Origin of the sequence: Nibribacter ruber, assembly GCF_009913235.1 — a bacterium.
In the GTDB taxonomy this organism is placed as follows: Bacteria; Bacteroidota; Bacteroidia; order Cytophagales; family Hymenobacteraceae; genus Nibribacter; species Nibribacter ruber.
This window is the reverse complement of sequence record NZ_CP047897.1, coordinates 3,077,431-3,100,116: the sequence shown is the minus strand read 5'-3', so window position 1 is coordinate 3,100,116 and position 22,686 is coordinate 3,077,431. Positions and strand designations below refer to the sequence as shown.

Here is a 22,686-nt window from a genome sequence, read left to right as displayed (position 1 = left end):
TTAGATAGTTACAGCAAAAATATAAAAAAACCGCCTCCCATCTACAAAGACGGGAAGCGGTTTCTTAAGTTTTATAAATTTTTAACCTTGCGGTGCCCGGGGCTTAGAATCCGCCGCGGAATTTATAGGTCTGCGCCACTTTGTCAATGGCCACAATGTAGGCCGCAATACGCATTGGCACGTTGTATTTCTGAGAAGCGTCATACACTTTGTTGAACGCCTCTTTCATGATGCGCTCAGAGCGCTCGGTTACCATCTCCAGGCTCCACTTGTAGCCCATGCGGTTCTGCACCCACTCAAAGTAAGACACGGTCACCCCGCCTGAGTTGGCCAGAATGTCTGGCACTACCATGATGCCCTTCTCATTGATGATGCGGTCAGCGTTAGCAGAAGTAGGGCCGTTGGCGCCTTCTACAATCAGCTTGGCCTGGATCTTGTCTGCATTACGCACCGTGATCACGTCTTCTACCGCGGCAGGCACCAGCAAGTCTACTTTAGAAGTCAAGAGGTCATCATTGCTGATTTTATCAGCGCCGGTGTAGCCTTCCAGTCTTCCGTTGTGGGCGTTCTTGTAGGCAATGGCTTCTTCAATGTTGATGCCGTTCTCGTTCCAGTAGGCACCGCTCACGTCACTTACGCCCAAGATTTTCACACCGCGCTCGGCCAGCAACTTAGCCGCCCAGGAACCTACGTTCCCGAAGCCCTGCACCGCCGCCGTAGTCTGGCTTGGATCCATGCCCAGTTTCTCCATGGCGGCCATGGCAGACACCATCACGCCGCGTCCGGTAGCCTCTACACGCCCCAGTGAACCGCCCAATACCAACGGCTTGCCCGTCACTACAGAGTTCACGGTCATGCCTTTGGTTTTGGAGTACTCATCCATCAACCAGGCCATTTCTCTTGGACCGGTACCCATGTCTGGGGCCGGAATATCCTGATCTGGACCAAAGGTATCAATCAAAGCCACGGTGTAGGCGCGGGTTAAACGCTCCATCTCACCGGCAGACATGGTAGAAGGATCACACACAATACCACCTTTGGCACCGCCGTACGGAATATCCACCACGGCACATTTCCAGGTCATCCAGGCAGCCAGGGCCTTTACCTCATCCAGAAATACGCCCATGTCATAGCGGATACCACCTTTTGACGGACCCAGGATAGTGGAGTGCACTACTCTAAAGCCTTCAAACACCTTGATGCTACCATCATCCATGGTCACAGGCAGGTTCACAATCACCTGACGGGCCGGCGATTTTAACACGTTATACGTCTCATCATCTAACCCAAGTGCTTCAGCAGCAATGTTGAAGCGAGACATCATAGACTCAAATGGGCTTTCTTTGTCCTTTATAGGGGCAGGTTCTTTATAGGCCATATTATCAATTTTATAATTCTGGTTTCTATTTGGGTGGCAAAATTAGAAGATTTCCAACGTAAAGCCAGTAATCTGGGCATCATTCATTATTTGTTATACACTTAATGTATTAACTCCAAAAAAGCCACCAAAAAAGGCACCACCAATATCAAACTGTCAAACCGATCCAAGATGCCGCCGTGCCCGGGAATCAACGTACCAGAGTCTTTCACGTCCAGGCTGCGCTTGAGCATAGACTCCACCAGATCACCCAGTACGCCAAACACAGACACCAACGCGCCCACGCCCAGCCACTGCACCAAAGTCAGGTCCGCAAAGTACATTGCCAGCACATACGCCACCACCAGAGACAGGATGACGCCGCCTATCCAGCCTTCCCAGGTCTTGCCCGGCGAAATCCTGGGGAACAGCTTGTGCCTGCCAAACGACTTACCCGCTATGTACGCGCCCGTGTCTGAGGCCCAGATCAAGAGCATAACGCCTAATATTATCTGCCAGCTGTAGCGGTCTGGCAAGAAGGCCAGCACGTGCAGCATGCTGAACGGCGCGGCAATGTAGAGCACGCCAGTAAGGGTCAAGGCGATGTTGGTGAACGGTTGCTCTTTCTTGCGGTACAGCTCAGCTACCAGCACCAGCAGCATGACCGGCGGCAGCAAAAACAGCCAGTCACTGGAGATCTGGTCTTGCTTTATAAAGAAGCTGAGCACATACAGCCCCACCCCCAACAGCAGCCCCATGGCCCGGTTAGGCTGAAAGCCTTTGACAGAAAGCAGACGGTAGAACTCCAGCAGACCCAAAACGGTCAAGGCCAGGAACAGCAGAAAAAAAGTCCATTCGCTAAAGTAAATGCCACCCACAAAAAGAGCAGCACCCGCGGCCCCGGCCCAAATACGCTGTTGCAGATTGCTGGAAGGTTTCTTGGTTGGTTTCTCCATTATAAATTTGGGAAGGCTTAGACGCCTGCGTGATGAAACTTCGTTTTGGGCAGTTTTCTGGAAAAGAGGCTAAAAACGGTCTTCGTTTACTGCCGGTTGGCTTACTTGGTTGTATCCTTTTTGCAGCACGTACAAAACGGCACCGCTCAATACCACAGAACCCAAGGACCAATACCACGGCATGGCCTCTGTAGATTCAATCTCTACGTCTACCGTTCCGCGCTGGTGCAGGTACAGAAAAAGCACCGTGAAGCCGTTGTTCATAAAATGGCCCACAATGGGCACCCAGATGTTCTTAGACCATAAGTAGAGATAGCCCAACACCGCGCCCAAGGCCATCCTCGGGAAGAAGCCATAGAACTGAAAGTGCACCGCGCCAAACAAGAAAGCCGCCAACCAGATGCCCACGTGCGGATTTTTGAACCAACGCGCCAGCTCCTGCTGCGCCACGCCCCTAAAGACCAACTCCTCGCCAATAGCCGGAATGACGGCCACCACCACTAACCCAAAAATCAGGGAACCCACGGTTTCAAAACGGGTCAGGTACTCGGTCAGTACGCGCAGGCGTTCTTCAGTGGCTTTGGCGTCCTGCTCAAAGGCTCTCAGAAACTCCGGAAACTTAAAATTGACGTTCCATTCAATCAGCCAGGAATTGGCCGGCATAATCAGGACAATTAACAGAGCGCTCATCAACAAAAGCCCGGCGGGTACGTGCGTGCGCGGCGATAAAAATGAAAAAGGAGCCTGGGCGTTGAATTTAAGGAAGGCCAGGGTACCCAGCGTAAAACCGCCCAGGTGCGTAATGGCCTGGTAGAGCAACATGGCCTGGCGTCCTTCGGGAAAATCCGTGGGGCTTTGCAGAATCTCGGTCATCTGCATCATGCCGTAGCCGTACAGCGCCTTGTTCACCACCATGGCCAGGAACATGCCCACAAACAAGCCTGCTATGACAAAGACCGTCAGCAACAACAAAGAGACAAATGGATGCAGACGCGGGTGTATGAAACCTTTCATATAGGCGGTGTGGTTTACTTGACGTAAATTTACGCGAAATTATTAAACTGTTCCACGTGGTAAAAATTGGCAAAATAGAGCTTCCGGACTTCCCGCTGCTGCTGGCTCCTATGGAGGATGTGAGTGATCCGCCGTTCAGGGCGGTGTGCAAGGCCAACGGCGCCGACCTGATGTACACCGAGTTCATTTCCTCTGAGGGCCTCATCAGAGACGCCGCCAAAAGCCGTCAGAAGCTAGACATATTTGATTACGAGCGCCCCATTGGTATCCAGATCTTCGGGTCTGAGATTGAGGCCATGCGCGAGTCTGCCGCCATTTCTGCCGCCGTAGGGCCAGACTTGATTGATATTAACTACGGCTGCCCGGTGAAGAACGTAGCCTGCAAAGGCGCGGGCGCAGCGCTGTTGCGTGACATCCCGAAGATGGTGGCCATGACCTCGGCCATTGTCAAAGCCGTAGAGCCCTTCGGTTTGCCGGTGACCGTAAAGACGCGCTTAGGCTGGGACGATTCTACCAAAAACGTAGAGGAAGTGGCCGAGCGCTTGCAGGACATCGGCTGTCAGGCTTTGACGGTTCACGGCCGCACGCGCGTGCAGATGTACAAAGGCGAGGCCGACTGGACCCTCATCCGTAAAATCAAGGAAAACCCCCGCATTAAAATTCCCATCTTCGGGAACGGCGACATTGACACGCCGCAAAAGGCCGTGGAATACAAAGAGCAATACGGCGTGGATGGCATCATGATTGGCCGCGCCTCCATTGGCTACCCCTGGATTTTCAGAGAAATCAAGCACTTCCAGCAAACCGGCGAACTGCTGGCCCCGCCTACCATCCAGGAGCGCATTGACATGTGCAAGATGCACTTTGACCGCAGCCTGGAGTGGAAAGGTTTGAAACTAGGAATCTTTGAGATGCGCCGCCATTACGCCAACTATTTCAGAGGCCTGCCCAACGTAAAAAGCTACCGTATGCGCCTGGTGCAGACAGAAGACCCCGCAGAAATCTACGCCATCTTAGACGAGATTGCTAACACCTTAGAATACGCGGAAGTAGAGTCCTGAGTCGCGAGTTCTGAGTCTTGAGTTAATTATAATACAGGAATGCCCTGAAGATTTGTCTTTAGGGCATTCTCGTTTTTGGCCTGTTTTCAGGAAAACAAGCCAAAAACGATTCACCTTTTACACCGCGCCAGCGCATGCAGGCATTGCCACACCTCCCTCATTAACCCGTCTGCCCTTGACCGAGGGAAAAGAGACTGGTCAGTTTAAGTCTCTTTGCCCGAGGGAGAAAGCAGTGACGTGTCTATTGGCAATGGCGTAAGCCGGCTATGGAACAGATAGCTTCTCACGGTGCACCTCTTTGAGCCCCCGCCCTGTCCGAGCGGTCAGCGAGTTCGGGGGCTCTTGATTCTTTTGGTTACTTTTCTCATCAAGGAGAAAAGTAACAGACCTATGCAGAAAGTAAATGCAGGGAAGGTTGGAAAGATGGGTTTGGTAGGCAGACGCGGAAAAAGTGACCTACTGATGTAAACACCCCTCTTCGCTCCCCTCAAGGGGAGAATCCGCGGTGGGCCAATCCTCAAGGAGAGAATCTGCGTTTGGCAAAGCCCTGTCTAGTTCGCCACCAAGGTCCTTTCAGGATGACAAAGTAAAAGGACAATATCAATAGAAAAGGTGAGAGAAAAAGGAAGAATGACCAATGTAGCCAAGCCTCAAAAGACCTCGTAGTGCGCGCGAAGTTCCATCGAGTGTCTACACCCTCCACCTCGTTTTTAGCCTGTTTTCTGGAAACTAGCCCAAAAACGGAAAAGCTTCTTCTATCTTTGCGGCCTTACTTCTATCCTTCTCACGCACCGTGACCACAAAAGATACCACCGCCCCTACTTCTACCCCGCTCCTTGCTTGGATCATCCTGTTTGGCCTGGCGCTGATTTGGGGAACGTCTTTCATCCTGATTAAGAAAGGGCTGGAAGTGTACAGTTCAGATGAGCTGGGCGCCATCAGGATTACCATTGCCACGGTGTCTCTGCTGCCTTTCGCACTGAGGGGATTGAAGGCGCCTACGCCGCAGCAGTGGAAGTTCTTACTCATCAGCGGGCTCATTGGCAATCTTCTTCCGGCGTTTCTGTTCGCGTATGCAGAAACCCAGTTGGCGAGTGGTTTGGCAGGCGTGTTGAATTCCCTGACCGCTTTGTTCACGCTCATCATTGGCGCTATTTTCTTTCAGCAGAAGATTACGGCTTTGCGCGTGACGGGTATTGTGATTGGAATTGTGGGCACGGCGGTGTTGATTTTCTCGGGCAGCGCCGAGGAAAACTCGTCCAACGGGCTGTATGGCTTGTATGTAGTGCTGGCCACCATCCTATACGGCGGAAGCCTCAACATCATTAAGCACAAACTGGCGGGATTAAAAGCCATCACCATGGCTAGTCTGGCCTTGCTTACGGTAGGTCCTATAGCATTTGTCTACCTGTGTACCACAGATGCATTTCATAAGCTAAGCACTGTTCCGCAGGCGTGGGAGGCCTTGGGCTACATTACCTTGTTGGCGGTCTTCAGCACGGCCATTGGCTTGGTGTTTTACAACAAACTCATCCACATGACGGGCACGCTGTTTGCCAGCACGTCTACCTATTTAATGCCGATTGTCGCCTTGATCTGGGGCGTAGCCGATGGGGAAAGTATTCACCTGATGCACTACGTGGGCATGGCCGTGATTCTGGCCGGGGTGCTGCTGGTGAACAGGGCTAAATAAGTCAGGCGTCTTTGGCAGAGGGAAGGGTTTTGTGGAGCTGCAGCCATTCCACGGCTTCCAGCTCAGACACAAAAGGACGGATCTTCACGGCATCGCTGTAGTTGAACAAGCGCTCCAGACCCACGTTGTCTCGCAGGTGCGTGTAGTGCTTGGGAGAGACTAAGTACGCGAAATAGCCCATGTGTTGCAGACGTTCCTGAACGCTTGGGTAGAAATGCTGCAGAATCCAGTCCTCGTCCTCAGCTGTAGCGCCGCCCCGGCCTCGCAAGTCGAAAAGCCAAAGGTGGGCCCCCACTTCTTCCGCGAAGTCCAGCGCCTGCACATATCCTTGCCGAATCTGTTCTGAGCTCACCTGCTTAGACCAACGCAGGAACAGAATACCCATGTCCTTGCGCAAGGTGAGTTGCAAACTACTTTCTGGTATGAATTTCTCGATCACGGGAATAGAGGAGCTACTTGGTAGTCATCTGCCCTGGCACGTTTACCAGAGCAGATGCTACAAACAAGGGAATATATTATTGAGCTTCGGTGGCGGCTAGTTTGCTGTGTTTACGGCTGTACCCGAAGTAGATGGCCAGGCCTATCAACAACCAAATCCCAAACAGCAACCAGTTGTTTACACCCAGTTGCGTCATCAAGTACAGATTGGTCAAAAGTCCCAGCACCGGCAGCAGAGAAAGCTGTTTGGCAAAGGACACCCAAGCCAACAAGACACAGGAAATCAAGAACACGACCATAGGAATCTGGTGCCTGAACTCTTCGTACCCGCCGTTCCAAGCCACGGCGCTCCAGAACTCATCAATAGCCGCGCGGTTGTACATGAGCACAGCCACGCCAATGAGAGACAACAACAACGGCACCAAGAACCGTCCATTAAAATAAGGCACTTTGAAACGAGCATCTGAGGTGCCGCGTGGGTCAATGATCAAAATGCCACCGCACACCAGAGCAAACGCGAACAGCGTTCCAATACTGGTCAGGTCAATCACCAGGTCCATGTTCAAGAGCAAAGCAGGCACGCCCACAAAGAAACCGGTCACCAAGGTAGAGAAAGAAGGCGTCCTGAAACGCGGATGCACTTTGGAGAACACCGGCGGCAAGAGACCATCACGGGACATGGTCATCCAGATGCGGGGCTGGCCAATCTGGAACACCAATAACACAGAAGCCATGGCAAAAATGGCACTCACGGCTACTACGCCGGCCAGCCAATCCACACCTACTTTGGTGAACACATAGGCCAAAGGATCGCCCACGGCTAGTTCTGTATAGGGCACCATGCCTGTTAAAACGAGAGTGATGATCACGTATAAAACGGTACAGATGACCAAGGCATAGAGCATGGCTCTGGGCAGATCGCGCTGGGGATTTTTACATTCTTCAGCGGTGGTAGAAATGGCGTCAAACCCGATATAGGCGAAGAACACGGCAGAAACTCCTTTCAAGACCCCGCCAATGCCGTTGGGTGCAAACGGGCTCCAGTTTTCTGGCTGCACGTAGAAAACGCCCACGGCTATCACTACAAACACCACGGCCATCTTCAAGATCACCAACAGGTTAGAGGCGTTCTTAGATTCTTTAATGCCTATGTACACCAGCGTAGTGATGACCGCATTGATCATAAAGGCCGGTAGGTCAATCACCAGTTTACCACCCAAAAAGTCTGGGGCGCTTTGCCAGGTGTTGTAGGCGTCTAGCGTGGCAGGGTCTGCGGCAGAAGCCGGCTGCCCGGTGGCCAACAGTTCCTGCACCGCCTGAAAGCCTTTATAGGCACTCTGGGTACCCATGGTCAGCCAGGCCGGCATATCCAACCCAACGCCGCTCAAAAGCCCGGTAAAATAATCGCTCCAGGAGATGGCCACCACAATGTTCCCCACGGTGTATTCCATGATAAGCGCCCAGCCAATGATCCAGGCCGCCAATTCGCCAAACGAGGTGTATGCATACGTATAGGCAGAACCGCTCACGGGAATGGTAGCCGCAAACTGCGCATAGCACAAGGCAGAGAACGCACAGGCAATGGCGGTAAACACAAACAGCAAAGACACCGCCGGACCACCCTCAAAACTGGCATTACCGATGGTACTGAAAATACCGGCGCCAATAATGGCGGCAATGCCCAGGGAGGTTAAGTCCCGTACGGTCAGGTTACGCTCCAACCCCTCCTCCACAGCGCCCGGGTGGGTCGCTACATCGGCGGGCGGGGTATGCATAAGGGCCGTCAAACTCTTGCGGCGGAAAAGGCTCTTTAGACTCACTTTGTTAGCGTTGGTGTAGGTTTTGGAGGTGAAATTTAATCAAAATAATCAGAACTGAAGAAGCTTGCGTATATTTAGACATAGCTATATCTCCCATGCCCGGCCAACGCCTCACCGTTTCCGTCCCCCAGCCTTGCCACGAAGCCTGGCAAGCCATGACCCCGCAAGGCCAAGGCCGCTTCTGCCAGAGCTGTTCTAAGACGGTTATAGATTTCACTGTAATGAGCAATGCAGAGATAGTGCAGTGGTTTTCTAAAGCAGAAGGACGCACCTGCGGAAGGTTTAAAGACAGACAACTTGACAAATTACTTGTCTCCTCCCCCATCCGCCAAAGTTATACTTGGAAAGCAATTACCTTCGGGCTTTCTGCCTGGTTAAGCACAAGAACAGCCGAGGCTAAAGTGGTCACAACTCCTACCATGGAGCAAGTAACCTTGTCATCTACTATTCAGTCTTTTGATTTAAATAAGACTATATCAGTGTCTAAACAGGATTCTGCACTCCTGAAAGGTGCGGTTTTAGATTTGACAACTAAAGAAGGTTTACCCGGGGTTACAGTGCAGATAAAAGGAACAACTACCGCTACTGCAACTGATAAAAAAGGACATTTTACGCTTAGCATTCCAAATAACGTCTCACTTAATACTGGTGTCATCGTCTTCTATTATGTTGGCTATAAGACAGAAGAACGTAACATAGGAGACGTATTGAAAAAGGACTTCCTGCTCTTAGCACTAGAACCAGCAACTCACTGGCTAGGCGAGGTGTCAGTCACTTCATATTATAGATGGTACACCCCGCGTGGCGCGTATGATAGATTACGCAACCTCTTCCGATAATACCGTTTTTCACCTAATTCCCAGAAAACAGCCCAAAAACAACCTTTATGTTTAAAAACCGGCTTACCGTCACAGTACCTGAACCTTGCCATGAGGATTGGAACGCTATGACGCGCCACGACAAAGGCAGATACTGCAACAGTTGCCAGAAGACGGTAGTGGACTTCACCTTCATGACAGATGCGGAAGTAGTGCGCTGGTTGAGCAAGCAGAAAGGAAACACTTGCGGACGGTTTACTGAGAAGCAATTAGCCAGAGAACTTATCGCTTCTACACCTTCTAACAATAGCTGGACGTGGCGGGCAGTGGCTTTAGGACTTTCAGCGTGGTTGAGCACTAAGACAGTTGAGGCGCAAACTAAAAGTAGTACACCTTCTTCTCAACAGCCGGTTTTTACAGCCATCAGAGTTCAGCCTAATGCAACAATGACTACTTCTTCACAGGACAGCGAAGTAGTTCTAAAAGGACAAGTTATAGATGCTGAAACAAACGAGCCTCTTCCCGGAGTTTCCATACTTTTAAAAGGAACTAGAATTGCATCTGTTACCAATGGAGAAGGGAGATTCATTTTAGATGTACCAAGTAAAAATTTAGGTGGAGAACCTGTTTTAACATTCTCTTTTATTGGGTATAAAGAACAAGAAAGACTATTGAATAACCTCCAAATTAGTTCTTCAATAATCATACAACTACAAGCAGAAAATAAGCCAATTGATGAAGTGGTGATAGTAGGTGGTGCCTTCCCAATTTACAAATGGTACACGCCCCGTGGCTTGTATCAAAGGGTACACAACCTCTTCCACTAATCCGTTTTTAGCCTCTTTTCACCATAACAGCCCAAAAACGAGCTACCGGTTCAAGACCATTCTAAAGGTAGTACCCTTCCCTACCTCAGAGTTCTTCACGAAGAGCCTCCCTTGGTGGTAGTTCTCAATAATACGCCTGGCTAGTGCCAAACCTAAGCCCCAACCGCGCTTTTTGGTCGTGAAGCCCGGCACGAAGACTTCTTCCTGCTTGGTCTTCGGGATGCCTTTGCCCGTGTCTTGGATGTCTAGCGCGATGGCGTTCTTGGTGTTGCTCTTGGTGATACGGAGCGTGATACTGCCTTTGCCCTCCATGGCATCAACGGCGTTCTTGCAGATGTTCTCAATTACCCACTCAAACAGCGGGATGTTGACCTTGGCCGTGGTCTCCTCGGGGAACTCAGACTCTATATAAAAGGCCACCTTCTGGGACACGCGGTTGCGCAGGTAGCCGATGGCGTTTTCCACCACCTTTTTCAAAGGCTCGTCTTTTAAAATAGGCACAGACCCGATGTTGGAGAAACGCTCGGTGATAATCTCCAGCCTTCGCACGTCCTTGCCCAGTTCCTCCACAATGGGCTCGTTGTCAAACCGAGGGCTTCCTTTCATGTACTCATACCAGGCCATGAGCGAGGAAAGCGGGGTGCCCAACTGGTGCGCAGTCTCCTTGGCCAGACCTACCCACACCCGGTTCTGCTCTGCCTTGCGCGAATAACTGAAGGCGTAGTAGGCAATCAAAGAAAGACAGGCGATAACAGTCAACTGCACATAAGGATAGTAGCGCAACTGGGTGAGCAGTTCAGAATCCTTGTAGAAAATATAGTTTTTGAACACGCCCGGCTCCTCCACCACTATGGGTTTGTGCTGGAGCTTCATCTTGGCAATTTCACGGCGCAGAAGGTTATTTTCGCGCTTTTTTGAAATCTTTTGGGGCAGTGTGAGGTTCTTATAAGCGATGGGTTCTTCGTTCTCATCCGTAAGAATCACGGGCACAGAACGGTTGGCGTCAATGATTTCCTCCTGTATGAACACCAGGTTACCGCTGTTAATGTCAGCGTTGTTCATATAGCGTAACCCTTTGGCGTACAAGTCAATGAGCTGTTGTTCGCGCTCAGAGAGTTTGGCCACCAAGAGGTTGGTATAAATCACGGTAGAAGCGCCAATGACCAGGGCAACGGTCATGATGAGGAGCTTAATCCGGGCTTTTTTAGAATAAATGGAGGTTGGAATCATGTACAAAGCAACGCTTCAGGAGATACGCCCGTCCTGTGAGAGGGTTATGCCCAGAGCAATTTAAGCATACTCTTAACGAAGATAGCAGAAGAAGCGTCTACCCGCGCTAATTTTGAATGACTATAAATAGATGAAATAATAAAAGAATAGGGTTTCATCTTAACTATTGCGATTGTAATTTTGCGTGCTATTTTAAAGTGCCGTATGTTCCAAAACTTTAGAGCCGTCAGTCTTTCACATAAAAAAGCGCCTTTAGACATAAGGGAGCTGATCGCGTTGGATGAGGGGTCGTGCCGACAGTTCCTGCAAACGCTCAAAACATACATCCAAGCTACTGACATCCTTGTACTTTCTACGTGCAACCGCACGGAGGTATACTATACCGCTGATTCTGACTACAGCCAAGAGATTGTGAAGCTGTTGGGCATCAGCAAGGGAATCCAGAATATTTCACAGTACCTAGACTACTTTACCATTGTCAATGAGCACGCAGACGCCGTTCTGCATTTGTTCAACGTGGCCATGGGCCTAGAGGCGCAGGTGGTAGGTGACATGCAGATTTCTAACCAAGTGAAGCAAGCGTACCAGTGGAGCGTGGACAACGAGGCCGCCGGCCCGTTCCTGCACCGCCTGTTGCACACCATCTTCTTCACCAACAAGCGCGTAGTACAAGAGACCTCGTTCCGTGACGGAGCCGCCTCTACCTCTTACGCCGCCCTGGAGCTGGTAGAAAGCCTGACCACCGAGGTAGCCAACCCTAAAATCTTAGTCGTAGGCCTGGGTGAGATTGGCGCCGATGTGTGCCGTCACTTGAAAGACTCTGAATTCCAGAACGTAAAAATCTCTAACCGTACCCAAGCCAAAGCCCAAATCTTAGCTGATGAGTGCGGTCTGGAAGTGGTTGCGTTTGAGAATCTGGTAGAGGCCATGAAAGAGGCTGATGTCATCATCTCCTCAGTGGCCCGCGATGAGCCGTTCTTCACCAAAGAGATGGTAAGCCGTCTGGAGGTCTTGACTTACAAGTTCTTTATTGACCTGAGCGTACCGCGCAGTGTAGAGCCAGAAGTAGAAAGCGTGCCGGGTGTGTTGCTGTACAACATTGACACCATCCAGAGCAAAGCTTCTGAGGCCCTGCAACGCCGTCTTGAGTCTGTACCGCATGTGAAGCAGATTATCACAGAGTCCATTGCTTCTTTTGAGGACTGGAGCAAAGAGATGAACGTCTCCCCTACCATCCAGAAACTGAAGAACGCCCTAGAGACTATCCGTCAGGAAGAGATGGCCCGTTACATGAAGAAGGTTTCTGCCGAAGAAGCCAGGCACATTGACGACATCACCAAGTCCATGATGCAGAAAATCATCAAGTTGCCGGTGCTTCAATTGAAAGCCGCCTGCAAACGCGGGGAGGCCGAGACCCTGATTGACGTCTTAACTGACCTGTTTGATTTAGAGAAACAATCCGCCGAGGCACATTCATAAGCCAACGCAAACCCATAAAAAAGCGGGACTTTCTTTCTAGAGAGTCCCGCTTTTCGTTTTTGGCCTATTTCCCAGAAAACAGCCCAAAAACGGTCTCCTTGACAAAAGGGCAAAATAAAACCGTTTCTAGCCTACACCAACTGCAGACTGGAAACGGTTCCAGGGGGTACTTACTTGACAGATTTACTTACGCCGGAGAAAGATTACAGGTCACCGCAACATTCCTCCAGGCAGTCAATCACATCAATCAGCTTAGGGATGGAAAGGGAATAATAGATTTTGGTGCCCACCTTAAAGGAAGAAAGAACTCCCTTGTCTTTCAAGGTAATCAAATGCTGTGAGGCGATGGCCTGAGGCAAATCCAAGTAATTATAGATTTCCGTCACGGTCATTTTGTCTTCCTTACCCAGAAGATCCACGATGGCCAACCTTTTAGGATGCGCCAACACCTTCAGCATGGACGCCGCCTTATCTATCTTCTTAGATTCAACTCTGGATAATAAACTTTTCATAAGGGACACACTTACCAGTACTACAATTAGCGCTACTACACGCCTTTAAACCCGCCAAATCCCCTCCAGTTTTTGACGGTACCTGAACATTATGTTACTTTAACGCATGGCGACTTACCATGTTATAGGAATAATGTCTGGCACCTCCCTTGACGGAGTTGACTTAGCTTATTGCAGATTTACGTATAATGAAAAGAATTGGATATATAAAATCCTTAATACTGAAACACTTCCATATACAGATGTTTGGCTGAAGCTTCTTTCTACCCTCACAGAAGCTAGCGCCGCCGAGATAATCGCCACTGACAGGGCCTACGGGCGCTATTTAGGTGAGCTAGTAAAAAACTTCGTGGAGGCAAATAAACTTTCGGTTGATTTTGTCTCTTCGCACGGCCATACCATTTTTCACCAGCCCCAATTGGACATCACGTTCCAGGTGGGGAGCGGCGCTTATCTAGCCGCGGCGGCTGGTTTACCCGTGGTCTGCGACTTCAGAACCCTGGACATTGCCTTGGGCGGACAAGGCGCCCCGCTGGTGCCCATCGGGGACAAACTGCTGTTCTCTGGCTATGACTTCTGCCTGAACCTAGGCGGTATCTCCAATATCTCGCAGGAAGGGTCAGACCGCCGCGTGGCCTTTGACATCTCCTGCTGCAACATGCTCCTGAACCACTTGGCTGAGGAATTAGGCTTTGCCTATGACCGAAACGGCGAGCTGGCCAGACAAGGACAGTTGCAACAAGACCTGTTTGAGAAACTGAATGAGGCCGCTTATTTCTCAGCGGCCTATCCAAAGTCCATCGGTAAGGAATGGGCAGATGAGAACAGCCTCAAGGTCTTAAGCCACTCCAAAGCATCTACCCAAGACAAACTACACACGGCATGTCATCACATTGGCTACCAGATTGCCCAGTCTGTGAAACAGCACGCCTCTCAGGCCCACGGCAAACTCTTGTTGACGGGCGGCGGAGCGTTCAACAGCTTTCTGGTGGAGCAGATTCAACACTACTTAGGACCAACGTTTGAAGTGGTAGTACCGGAGCCAGAGCTGGTTAATTTCAAAGAGGCCCTCATCTTCGCGTTTCTGGGCGTGTTGCGCTGGCGCCAGGAAAACAACTGTCTGCAAAGCGTAACCGGTGCCAGCCAGGACAACTGCGGCGGTGCCATTTACTGGATGTAACTCGTTTTTGGCTTGATTCTCAGAAAAGAGGCTAAAAACGATTCTATTTCTTATTGTTGATTGTTGATTGCTGGATGTTTTAACTGCAGGTGTCAACACCCCCCTTCGCCCCCCTCAAGGGGGGAATCTGCGTTTGGCAAAGGCCTTTGCTACCCGCACCTGTTCCAGTCTTTCTGACGAGCGCCTAAGCAGGTTGCCGCCTCAGGTTAGAACAGCGACCACTACAAGGCATAAGCAACTTGACCACTAAATGAAGTTGCTACGCAGAAGAGGCAAGCTGGTACAGCGCGAGGCAGGAAGACGGGGCCCCGCGGCCGCGAGCGCTTAGCAGACATAATGAAACAAGGCGGCATAAGGGCACTGGATGAAAGAACCTTCTCAGGAACAGCCAACGGAAGTGCACGGCAGAAAGTCATTGAAGGAATCTGCGCATCGAGTTAGTCTTTGACTTAGAACTGAATCATGAATCATCCTCCACCCACCCCCTCCGAGGGGGACTTTACTGGCTTGCGTAGAAACAAAGTCTTCTTTCGTTCTAGACGCTTTTCTGCTTTTTACTTTTCTTCTAGTAACTAACGCTCGTTAAATCCTACCTTTGCGCCATCATTAAGAACCAACACTTCATTTCTATGAAAGACTTACTGGCCAAATTTGAGACGAAACGTCCTGAGATTGTTTTTGAGTGGAAAGACGCTGAAACCGAGGCCGAAGGCTGGGTGGTCATCAACTCCTTGAGAGGTGGCGCGGCTGGCGGCGGAACCCGCATGCGCAAAGGCCTGGACAAGCGCGAAGTAGAATCTCTGGCCAAAACCATGGAAGTGAAGTTCACCGTCTCTGGCCCAGCTATTGGCGGCGCCAAGTCGGGCATCAACTTTGACCCGGCAGACCCTAGAAAGAAAGGCGTGCTGGAGCGTTGGTACAAAGCGGTGTTCCCCTTATTGAAAAATTACTACGGCACCGGCGGCGACCTAAACGTGGACGAGATCCATGAAGTAATTCCTATCACCGAAGAATATGGCCTGTGGCACCCACAGGAGGGCGTAGTAAATGGACACTTCCAGGCCACTGAACCACAGAAAATCAACAAGATAGGTCAGTTGCGCCAAGGCGTAAGCAAAGTGATTGAAGACGCCAACTATTCTCCTTCGCTTAGCCGCAAATACAACGTAGCCGACATGATTACGGGCTATGGCGTGGCTGAGGCGGTTCGTCATTATTATCAAATCTGGGGTGGTGAGCTGAAGGGTAAGCGCGCCATCATTCAGGGATGGGGTAACGTAGGCGCGGCGGCGGCTTATTATTTAGCCAGTGAAGGTGTGCAGATTGTAGGCATCATTGACCGTGCCGGCGGCTTAATCAATCCAGAAGGCTTCGCGTTTGAAGAGATTAAAGACCTGTTCTTAAACCGCAGAGGCAATACTTTGTACGCAGAGAACCTCTTGTCTTTTGAAGACACCAACGCCCGCATCTGGGATTTGGAGTCTGAGATTTTCATTCCGGCAGCGGCGTCTAGATTGGTGACCAAAGAGCAGGTGGAACGCATGCGCCAACACGGCTTAGAAGTGATTTCCTCTGGGGCCAACGTACCGTTCCAGGACCCAGAAATCTTCTTCGGTCCTACGGGTGAGTTCGCCGACCAGCATGTGTCTGTCATTCCAGACTTTATTGCCAACTGCGGCATGGCCCGCGTATTTGCTTACTTGATGGAGCAGGACGTGGAGATTACAGATGAGGCCATTTTCACAGATATCTCTAGAACCATTGGCCAAGCACTGGAGAAAACCCACGCGCGTCATCCAGAGAAAACAGAGATTGCCAAGACCTCTTTTGAGATTGCCTTGAGCCAGTTGCTCTAGCAATTGTTTTTGCCTTCAAACCGACGATAGGAAAGGGAAAAGCGGACGGACAATCTTCCATCAACTTACTCCACTGTCACCCTGAAAGGACCTTGTGGGCGAATTAGATAGACGTTCATTACATAGTAGAAGCCGTTTTTAGCCTGTTTTCAGAGAATAAGGCTAAAAACGGCTTCTGTGTTTCGGCAAGTTGGGCTTGCTTCTCTGCCACCCTCCAAATCTCTCGCAAGCTTGAAGCAGCGAAATCGTTTTTGGGCTGTTTTCTGGAAAGTAGGGCAAAAACGGGAAATTTACATGTAGCAAGCACTTGTCTAATTCGCCCATGAGGTCCTTCCAACATAACAAAAGGAAGTTAGTGAAAGGAGATCCAGGTAATGGAAAAGCCTCTGCTCCTTATCAGAGCAGAGGCTTTTCTGTGGAAGAGTGCATCTTTCAAAAAAGAGATTACACGTCCCTAAATCATTTTAAACCCTAAAGCTAGTAACTTGGCTTCGTCTTCTTTCTTCACTTGCACTCTCAAAACTCTACCAGAGGGACAGGTACAGGCCAGGCACATGGCGCCCTCGCTTTCTTTGATCAGGGAAATGTTGAACACTTGTATGCCCTGCTTCTCCAGATAGCCTTTTACGTATTGGGCCTTGTCCTGCTGGCTATTGCCGTAGCCCCAGGGGTCGGCGCATTGGGTTTCTGCGTAAGAGAGCCATTGCAGGTTCTCCTCTGGCCACTCTATTTTGCCCTCTGGGTGCTGGCAGCCCGAAAACAAGAACAGGCCGTGCATTATTATAAGCAGGGATAAAATTTTCCGTTTCATAGATAATGTCCATTTTTACCTGATGACCCGTTTGCGGCCCCAAAGGTTGCAGACCGTTATAATTTCAAGCACATGAAGGAACAACTTGAGACCATACTAGAGCAGGTCTATCTGGGCAACACGGTAGAACAGTATTTCCTGTTCATAGGCATTATGCTCTGCGGCTTCCTGTTCAAAGAGATTCTATCCAAGCTCCTCACCTCCATCTTGTTCAGAGTCATGGTGAAACGCTTCTCCTCTGAGGTCACCATGCAGGAGTTCAGGCGGCTGCTGGTAGTCCCATTAGAGGCGCTCACGTTTCTGGTCTTTCTCTACATTGCGTTTGATCGGCTTAACTATCCGCCAGAACTGGGACTGCCCGCCAAAGATGAACTGGGCCTGAAGCGCGTGCTGCAGCGCATTTACAGCATCTTCCTGATCTTCTCGCTCACGTGGGTGGTCATGCGCCTGGTAGACTTTGTGGGCATGATTTTCTCCAAGCGCGCCGCCCGTACGCAGTCTAAGCTGGATGACCAGCTGGTGCCGTTCTTCGTGGATTTCATTAAGGTGATTGTGGTCATCATCGGCTTCTTTGTGATGCTGGGCACGGTCTTTAAGGTGAATGTGGCAGGTCTGGTGGCAGGTTTGGGCGTGGGTGGTTTGGCCATTGCCTTCGCCGCCAAGGAAAGCCTGGAGAACCTGCTGGCGTCCTTCACCATTTTCCTGGACCACCCTTTTGTGGTAGGAGACTTGGTGCAAGTGGGCGAAGTGCAGGGCACCATTGAGAAGATTGGCTTCCGGAGCACGCGCATACGCACCATGGAGAAAAGCTACGTGACTCTGCCCAACAAGCACATGATTGACAAGCCCCTGGACAACCTCACGCTGCGCACGTTCAGACGGGTCAAGTTTGACATCATGCTCACCTACAACACCACCTCGGCGCAGATAAAATCCATTGTCCGTGACATCCAGCACTTTATTGACCATTACCCGCGCACCAACCAAGACGGCCGCGTGCGTTTCATGAACCTGGGGGCCCACTCCAAGGACGTGATGGTGCTGTACTTTATTGACACCATTGACTGGGACGAGTACGTGAACATCAAGGAAGAAATCAACTACAAGATTGTGGAGATTGTAGAGCAGCACGGCGCTGCGTTCGCGTTCCCAACGCAGACGGTCATCATGCAGAAGGAAGACTGATTTGAAGATTTGAAAATGTGGAGATGTGAAAATGGGGGACAGAGATAATACTACATCTGGAGGCTATATTCTATTGGTTTGGGGCTCAAGCATTGTGTTCATTGCGCCTTTGCTGTTTGTAATTGTTGGATGGCTCCACGAAGATTATAATACCGGATATGAAATCCTCCCATTGCTTATCTTATTTGGGTTGTTGCTTTCACTCCCAGCACTTGTCATCAGCTTCATTGTCTTCAAATTCCTATCCTATAGAATTACTTCTGTTGCCCTACTTAAGTCTCTGACTAATCTTATCATCATAGTATTTATAGTCTTAACCTTCCAAATACTGGGTGGCTCCATGGCTTTACTGGGTAGTTTTGTTTACTCTGCAAGCATTGTTTTTGCAAGTTTGATCTATCCTATACACTCTAAAGACAAGATAAAGTAACCGTGCCCAGGCACGAACGACTCTGCAGCGACAAGAACTGCACTTACCTGCAATCAATAAAGCCAGCCATCCAGCAGACGCAGAATTGGAACCAAAACCAGTCCTGGTCCTGAGCGCCTCTGGTGTTTGTGCGCCGCTGGAAGCGGCGGCAGGGACAAAGTCCCACAAACAGCAGCAGTGCGAAGGGCCAGGACGGGGCCCCGCGGCCGTGAGCGCTTAGCAGAACAAATGAAAAAGGAAGTTAGTGCGCACCGGAACAGACGGTCTTACCAAGGGAACTTCCAAATGCGTGCACCAAGCCTGTTATAAGAACTAATGGCAATTGGAGAGGCAGTTGACAGTGGTTGGTGAGGGCACCAACCACCGCGCAGAGAGAGGATACGCAGACAGTTAAGAGAACCAAAATCCGTCAGCAAGGAAATATCAGCTACAAACAAAAATCCCCGTTTTTGGGCTGTTTTGGTGAAAACAGCCCAAAAACGGGGATTGCTGAGCAAAGAGAAAATTACCAGCCGGTCCCGCCACGGCGGCCGCCGCCTAAGATTCCGCCTAGCAGGCCACCTAATCCGCCGGAACCCATACCGCCGTAACGGCTTCGCCCGGCCAAGCCACCCAGAATAGAGGCCATAGAACCAAGGCCTCCCGTGCGGCCACCGCCGTACATGCCGCCTCTGCTCATCATGCCGCCGCCCAGCAGACCTCCTAAAAGTCCGCCAAGGCCGCCGCCCATGCCTCCCATCATACCGCCACCCATGCTGCTGCGGCCGCGGCGGTTCATCATGCCGGCAATGACCATGGGCGCCAGAACGCCCAGCATACCGGTAACCATGCCCGGCGAGATTCCGGCGTTTTTGAACATGTCGCCAAAGCCGCTTTTGTTCAGGAAGGACTGAGAGGTAGGGTCTTCGCCCTGTTGCTGCGCCTGGTTGGCCTTGTCCACAAACTGGTCCAGGATGCTGAACTGCTTCTGGTCAATGCCCAGGTACTGGCCAATCTCAGAAATGCGCCTCTGCTCGTCCTGGGTGTATTCTCCGTCAGCCTTCGCGAAACTGATCACGTCTGTCAGAAACGAGAACCGCAGCTGGCTGCCCTTTAGCACGTCCAGGCACTTCTGCAGGCTTATCTGGGAAGGGTTCTTGGCAATGGATTCTATTTCCTGCTGCAGGTTGGCGGGCAGTTCGGCGGCTTCTGAGGTAAGACGCAGAAACTCCAGCTCGTCATCGGTTACGTTTCCGTCTGCCGAGGCAATGGTGGCCAGGGCGCCCAGGTACGCTCCTTTTTCCTGGTCTGAGTAGTCTTTGAGTAAGGTGGTTTCTTCGGCCATAATGGTTGTAGTTGCATTGGTGTAGAGCTTTATGAACGGAGCGGCTAAAAACGAGTTGGCGTTTTTGGCCTATTTCCCGGAAAACAAGCCAAAAACGCCAACTTGAGCCTTCCTTGAAAAACCAGCTAGTTGCCGTACATTATTGCCCTTGTTTTGGTAGCTTTAACAAGCCAACGCCTCATTTCTATGGACAGCGAATCACTTAACCGTTTTGACCGCATAGTAGCCATGTTGCAGCATTTGCAGTCGGGCCGCACGGTAAAGGCCCAGGAACTGGCAGACCGGTTTCAGGTGAGCCTGCGCACCGTGTACCGCGACATCCGGTCCCTGGAAGCCTCGGGCGTGCCCGTCACCGGCGAGGCCGGCGTGGGCTACTCCCTGCTGGACGGCTACCGCTTGCCGCCCGTCATGTTCACGCATGAAGAGGCCGGCAGCTTTGTGGCCGCAGAGAAACTGATGCAGAAGTTCAGTGACAAGGCCCTGGGCGCGCATTTTGAGTCTGCCATGTACAAGGTAAAATCTGTGCTGCGGGGCAGCGCCAAAGATAGAGTAGCCGCCCTGGAGGCGCAGATTTGGGTAGACTCCTCTACCACGCAGCTGTTCAACCAGCACACGCCCCATGTGTTAGACGTGCTCTTTGACAGCATGGCCCTCAAGAAGCAGGTGGCCCTCCAGTACCAGGCCTTCAGTGCTGAGGAAGCCACTGAGCGCCTCATTGAACCTGTGGGCCTGTTCCACGAAAACAATTTCTGGTACATCATGGGCTACTGCCATCTGCGCGAAGATTACCGCCAGTTCAGGACGGACCGCATGCTCCAGATAAAATTAACGGACCGGCCCTTCAGCAAAGAGCACGGCCCGTTATCAGAATATAGAAAGCCCAAATCGCCTTCTGAGAAAGTAAAAGTGGTGTTACGGGTAGAGAAAAAGTTTGCCAAATACATCCAGACCAGCCGCAACTATTATGGGTTTGTCTCTGAAGAGGTAGCCGAAGAGTATGTGGAGATGACCTTCATGACCGATTACCAATGCGAGGGCATGGCCCGCTGGTTTCTCATGTTTGGAGACTGCGCCCAGATTCTGGAGCCCGAAAGCCTAAAGCAGCAGGTAAGCGACATCATTGCCAGAGTGCAGGCATCCTTAGCGCTACAACCAGAGCCCATCTATGGCTAGTCCTCTAGTTCTGCACATAGAAAACCCGCTTGTTGCATCTTATCAATGATGACGGAAGGCGTCACCGCCTTCGCCTCTACTCGTAGGATATGGTCACAGTCTTGCAGGTCAAAGTTCCAGCGCTCCGTGGCATCTAGCAACTGATTGAGCAAGGGAGCAACCTGCTGTACGCCATGGCTGGTGCGCACCGATGTCTTGAATACCAATACGGTTCTCATAGCTTTGGCCTAGATTACCTCTCATAGAAGTTAGGTGGCGTAATGCCCAGCGCCCGCAGGTACACATATCCTTGCCCGCGGTGGTGGATTTCATTGTCAATGTAATACAGCACGGTAGAAATCACAGAACCTTCATAGGCACCAAACGCCAGAATGGTTTCTTGAAATCTTTCATCTGGTATAAGGGCCCAGTCTTGGTTCATGGCCTCGGTTTGGGCATCCCAGAGGGCCAGTAGTTCTTCTTTGCTGTTAGCTGGATACAGGTCTTCTTTGATCTGCGGAACGGTGCCATCTGCCATCTGCTTCACGCCGGGTGCGGCCAGGAGCAGCAGTTCCTGCACCATTTTGTAGAACGTGCGCATGCCGCCAATAGAAAACTCAAACAATTCTTTCTCTGGGAAGGCCTCAATGACTCTTCGGGTGACGTTACGGTGTCCTTGCCAGTGAGCCAGCAGGTCTTTGGATGAAATAATGGATGTGGCAGGGGTGGTGGATGTGATGGTTTCCATAGGTCTTGGGGTTACTTGTTTAACGATGCACCAAAAGTACCCGCCCCTAGTGACAACAGTCTGTCAGTAGCTTACAGAAAAATTTTAGAAGAGAAAGAAAAGAGTGAAGTGAATTGCCTGTAGCTTTTTCAAATGGAACACAGACTCTCAACGCAGATTCTCCCCTTGAGGGAGCGTAGAGGGGTGTTTACACAGGAGAATAGTAAATTATTTCTTCTACAAAAAGGGATGGCATTTTGCTCTAACGTCTAGTATAAACGAAGGGCGAGGCCGTCGGTCGGAGGCTGACGTTTATGCCTTGTTGGTAGTATTTTTTTAGTCGTGATATGCGACTTTAACAGAGTCTTTAAATAGGTAAAAGCTGGTTGCGCCAGAAAGTTTATCAAGTCCGTACAGGCTATCTGCTTCCAGAACTTTAGATTTTCCTGACTTGAAGTTGTATCTTATAAAAACAGCACAAGGGGATTTACTATTTGGTATCCCCACATTTTCACCAATCGTATCTTTTAAGCTTGAATTCAGGTAATTATATGTGCTGTCGCAGATAATTAAATCGGCTGATTCCAAATCATTTATTTTCTCTCCCAATCCAATCACAATATGGGCAACCTCACTCAATTTTTCTTCCTTGTCTTTATTATCAGCTATCAGAACAGCGGCAAAGAGAACACCAATAGAAAGTATGACTAGAAAAATATACAGTATAGCTTTCAAGGCGCCTTTCATTTTTTAATATTCAATATTACTACCAACTAACCTCTAAACTAAATACAAATATCAAGACCAGCAGTTGTA

Annotated in this window: 21 protein-coding genes; 9 read left to right on the top strand and 12 right to left on the bottom strand. The window is 50.5% G+C overall.

Annotated features, from left to right (window positions below; genetic code table 11):
• Window positions 1-103: 103 nt before the first annotated feature.
• From GU926_RS13070 to GU926_RS13060, 3 genes are all read right to left on the bottom strand, one after another.
• Window positions 104-1,378 (bottom strand): Glu/Leu/Phe/Val family dehydrogenase, encoded by a 1,275-nt coding sequence (locus GU926_RS13070; RefSeq protein WP_160692577.1) that lies wholly within the window; start codon window positions 1,376-1,378, stop codon window positions 104-106.
• Window positions 1,379-1,479: 101 nt separating this feature from the next.
• The gene (locus GU926_RS13065; protein WP_160692575.1) at window positions 1,480-2,313 is read right to left on the bottom strand and encodes a phosphatidate cytidylyltransferase; all 834 of its coding nucleotides are present in this window, start codon (window positions 2,311-2,313) and stop codon (window positions 1,480-1,482) included.
• A gap of 69 nt (window positions 2,314-2,382) precedes the next feature.
• Window positions 2,383-3,327, bottom strand: coding sequence for a CPBP family intramembrane glutamic endopeptidase (locus GU926_RS13060; RefSeq protein ID WP_160692573.1), 945 nt, complete (start codon window positions 3,325-3,327; stop codon window positions 2,383-2,385).
• Between the two features lie 56 nt (window positions 3,328-3,383).
• On the opposite strand from GU926_RS13060, the gene dusB reads away from it, so the two are divergent.
• Window positions 3,384-4,388, top strand: a complete 1,005-nt coding sequence (dusB, locus tag GU926_RS13055; RefSeq protein ID WP_160692571.1) for a tRNA dihydrouridine synthase DusB — start codon at window positions 3,384-3,386, stop codon at window positions 4,386-4,388.
• Between the two features lie 793 nt (window positions 4,389-5,181).
• A complete protein-coding gene (locus GU926_RS13050) occupies window positions 5,182-6,081 on the top strand; it encodes a DMT family transporter (RefSeq protein WP_160692569.1) in 900 nt (299 codons plus the stop codon).
• 1 nt (window position 6,082) lies between these two features.
• Here the strand turns inward: GU926_RS13050 and GU926_RS13045 are convergent, their stop codons facing one another.
• The gene (locus tag GU926_RS13045) at window positions 6,083-6,520 is read right to left on the bottom strand and encodes a hypothetical protein (RefSeq protein ID WP_160692567.1); all 438 of its coding nucleotides are present in this window, start codon (window positions 6,518-6,520) and stop codon (window positions 6,083-6,085) included.
• Between the two features lie 76 nt (window positions 6,521-6,596).
• Complete coding sequence (locus GU926_RS13040) at window positions 6,597-8,294, bottom strand: amino acid permease (protein ID WP_160692565.1); 1,698 nt, start codon at window positions 8,292-8,294, stop codon at window positions 6,597-6,599.
• A gap of 200 nt (window positions 8,295-8,494) precedes the next feature.
• Here GU926_RS13040 and GU926_RS13035 point away from each other — a divergent pair, with 200 nt between their 5' ends.
• Window positions 8,495-9,178: a carboxypeptidase-like regulatory domain-containing protein gene (locus GU926_RS13035; protein WP_160692563.1), complete on the top strand. Its 684-nt coding sequence runs from the start codon at window positions 8,495-8,497 to the stop codon at window positions 9,176-9,178.
• Between the two features lie 47 nt (window positions 9,179-9,225).
• Window positions 9,226-9,984, top strand: coding sequence for a carboxypeptidase-like regulatory domain-containing protein (locus tag GU926_RS13030; protein WP_160692561.1), 759 nt, complete (start codon window positions 9,226-9,228; stop codon window positions 9,982-9,984).
• A gap of 42 nt (window positions 9,985-10,026) precedes the next feature.
• On the opposite strand, the gene GU926_RS13025 is transcribed toward GU926_RS13030, so the two are convergent.
• Window positions 10,027-11,214, bottom strand: a complete 1,188-nt coding sequence (locus tag GU926_RS13025) for a sensor histidine kinase (RefSeq protein ID WP_160692559.1) — start codon at window positions 11,212-11,214, stop codon at window positions 10,027-10,029.
• Window positions 11,215-11,418: 204 nt separating this feature from the next.
• On the opposite strand from GU926_RS13025, the gene hemA reads away from it, so the two are divergent.
• Window positions 11,419-12,693: a glutamyl-tRNA reductase gene (hemA, locus tag GU926_RS13020; RefSeq protein WP_160692557.1), complete on the top strand. Its 1,275-nt coding sequence runs from the start codon at window positions 11,419-11,421 to the stop codon at window positions 12,691-12,693.
• 203 nt (window positions 12,694-12,896) lie between these two features.
• On the opposite strand, the gene GU926_RS13015 is transcribed toward hemA, so the two are convergent.
• The gene (locus tag GU926_RS13015) at window positions 12,897-13,205 is read right to left on the bottom strand and encodes an ArsR/SmtB family transcription factor (RefSeq protein ID WP_048921996.1); all 309 of its coding nucleotides are present in this window, start codon (window positions 13,203-13,205) and stop codon (window positions 12,897-12,899) included.
• Between the two features lie 106 nt (window positions 13,206-13,311).
• Here GU926_RS13015 and GU926_RS13010 point away from each other — a divergent pair, with 106 nt between their 5' ends.
• On the top strand, window positions 13,312-14,385 hold the full coding sequence (locus GU926_RS13010) for an anhydro-N-acetylmuramic acid kinase (protein WP_160692555.1): 1,074 nt from the start codon (window positions 13,312-13,314) through the stop codon (window positions 14,383-14,385).
• Between the two features lie 629 nt (window positions 14,386-15,014).
• Window positions 15,015-16,241 carry a Glu/Leu/Phe/Val dehydrogenase dimerization domain-containing protein gene (locus tag GU926_RS13005; protein WP_160692553.1) on the top strand — a complete coding sequence of 409 codons (1,227 nt, stop codon included), beginning with the start codon at window positions 15,015-15,017 and terminating at the stop codon, window positions 16,239-16,241.
• A gap of 454 nt (window positions 16,242-16,695) precedes the next feature.
• Here GU926_RS13005 and GU926_RS13000 read toward each other — a convergent pair whose 3' ends face one another.
• Window positions 16,696-17,052: a hypothetical protein gene (locus GU926_RS13000; protein ID WP_160692551.1), complete on the bottom strand. Its 357-nt coding sequence runs from the start codon at window positions 17,050-17,052 to the stop codon at window positions 16,696-16,698.
• Between the two features lie 72 nt (window positions 17,053-17,124).
• Here GU926_RS13000 and GU926_RS12995 point away from each other — a divergent pair, with 72 nt between their 5' ends.
• Window positions 17,125-18,237: a mechanosensitive ion channel family protein gene (locus tag GU926_RS12995; RefSeq protein WP_160692549.1), complete on the top strand. Its 1,113-nt coding sequence runs from the start codon at window positions 17,125-17,127 to the stop codon at window positions 18,235-18,237.
• Window positions 18,238-19,172: 935 nt separating this feature from the next.
• On the opposite strand, the gene GU926_RS12990 is transcribed toward GU926_RS12995, so the two are convergent.
• Window positions 19,173-19,991, bottom strand: coding sequence for a TerB family tellurite resistance protein (locus GU926_RS12990; protein WP_232058320.1), 819 nt, complete (start codon window positions 19,989-19,991; stop codon window positions 19,173-19,175).
• 186 nt (window positions 19,992-20,177) lie between these two features.
• Between GU926_RS12990 and GU926_RS12985 the strand changes: the two genes are divergently transcribed.
• Window positions 20,178-21,164, top strand: coding sequence for a helix-turn-helix transcriptional regulator (locus GU926_RS12985; protein WP_160692547.1), 987 nt, complete (start codon window positions 20,178-20,180; stop codon window positions 21,162-21,164).
• Here GU926_RS12985 and GU926_RS12980 read toward each other — a convergent pair.
• From GU926_RS12980 to GU926_RS12970, 3 genes are all read right to left on the bottom strand, one after another.
• Window positions 21,161-21,382 (bottom strand): hypothetical protein, encoded by a 222-nt coding sequence (locus tag GU926_RS12980; RefSeq protein WP_160692545.1) that lies wholly within the window; start codon window positions 21,380-21,382, stop codon window positions 21,161-21,163. The two genes, GU926_RS12985 and GU926_RS12980, sit on opposite strands and share 4 nt — an antisense overlap.
• A gap of 14 nt (window positions 21,383-21,396) precedes the next feature.
• Complete coding sequence (locus tag GU926_RS12975; protein WP_160692543.1) at window positions 21,397-21,891, bottom strand: DinB family protein; 495 nt, start codon at window positions 21,889-21,891, stop codon at window positions 21,397-21,399.
• Between the two features lie 315 nt (window positions 21,892-22,206).
• Window positions 22,207-22,617 carry a hypothetical protein gene (locus GU926_RS12970; protein ID WP_160692541.1) on the bottom strand — a complete coding sequence of 137 codons (411 nt, stop codon included), beginning with the start codon at window positions 22,615-22,617 and terminating at the stop codon, window positions 22,207-22,209.
• Window positions 22,618-22,686: the final 69 nt, after the last annotated feature.

Excerpts from the sequence above, each read along its gene's own strand:
- hemA (WP_160692557.1), top strand. The coding sequence starts at position 11,419 with ATGTTCCAAAACTTTAGAGCCGTCAGTCTTTCACATAAAAAAGCGCCT.
- GU926_RS13000 (WP_160692551.1), bottom strand. The coding sequence starts at position 17,052 with ATGAAACGGAAAATTTTATCCCTGCTTATAATAATGCACGGCCTGTTC.
- GU926_RS13065 (WP_160692575.1), bottom strand. The coding sequence starts at position 2,313 with ATGGAGAAACCAACCAAGAAACCTTCCAGCAATCTGCAACAGCGTATT.
- GU926_RS12995 (WP_160692549.1), top strand. The coding sequence starts at position 17,125 with ATGAAGGAACAACTTGAGACCATACTAGAGCAGGTCTATCTGGGCAAC.
- GU926_RS13060 (WP_160692573.1), bottom strand. The coding sequence starts at position 3,327 with ATGAAAGGTTTCATACACCCGCGTCTGCATCCATTTGTCTCTTTGTTG.
- GU926_RS13015 (WP_048921996.1), bottom strand. The coding sequence starts at position 13,205 with ATGAAAAGTTTATTATCCAGAGTTGAATCTAAGAAGATAGATAAGGCG.
- GU926_RS13070 (WP_160692577.1), bottom strand. The coding sequence starts at position 1,378 with ATGGCCTATAAAGAACCTGCCCCTATAAAGGACAAAGAAAGCCCATTT.
- GU926_RS12980 (WP_160692545.1), bottom strand. The coding sequence starts at position 21,382 with ATGAGAACCGTATTGGTATTCAAGACATCGGTGCGCACCAGCCATGGC.
- GU926_RS12970 (WP_160692541.1), bottom strand. The coding sequence starts at position 22,617 with ATGAAAGGCGCCTTGAAAGCTATACTGTATATTTTTCTAGTCATACTT.
- GU926_RS13005 (WP_160692553.1), top strand. The coding sequence starts at position 15,015 with ATGAAAGACTTACTGGCCAAATTTGAGACGAAACGTCCTGAGATTGTT.
- GU926_RS13040 (WP_160692565.1), bottom strand. The coding sequence starts at position 8,294 with ATGCATACCCCGCCCGCCGATGTAGCGACCCACCCGGGCGCTGTGGAG.
- GU926_RS12990 (WP_232058320.1), bottom strand. The coding sequence starts at position 19,991 with ATGGCCGAAGAAACCACCTTACTCAAAGACTACTCAGACCAGGAAAAA.
- GU926_RS12975 (WP_160692543.1), bottom strand. The coding sequence starts at position 21,891 with ATGGAAACCATCACATCCACCACCCCTGCCACATCCATTATTTCATCC.
- GU926_RS13025 (WP_160692559.1), bottom strand. The coding sequence starts at position 11,214 with ATGATTCCAACCTCCATTTATTCTAAAAAAGCCCGGATTAAGCTCCTC.
- GU926_RS13010 (WP_160692555.1), top strand. The coding sequence starts at position 13,312 with ATGGCGACTTACCATGTTATAGGAATAATGTCTGGCACCTCCCTTGAC.
- GU926_RS12985 (WP_160692547.1), top strand. The coding sequence starts at position 20,178 with ATGGACAGCGAATCACTTAACCGTTTTGACCGCATAGTAGCCATGTTG.
- GU926_RS13030 (WP_160692561.1), top strand. The coding sequence starts at position 9,226 with ATGTTTAAAAACCGGCTTACCGTCACAGTACCTGAACCTTGCCATGAG.
- GU926_RS13035 (WP_160692563.1), top strand. The coding sequence starts at position 8,495 with ATGACCCCGCAAGGCCAAGGCCGCTTCTGCCAGAGCTGTTCTAAGACG.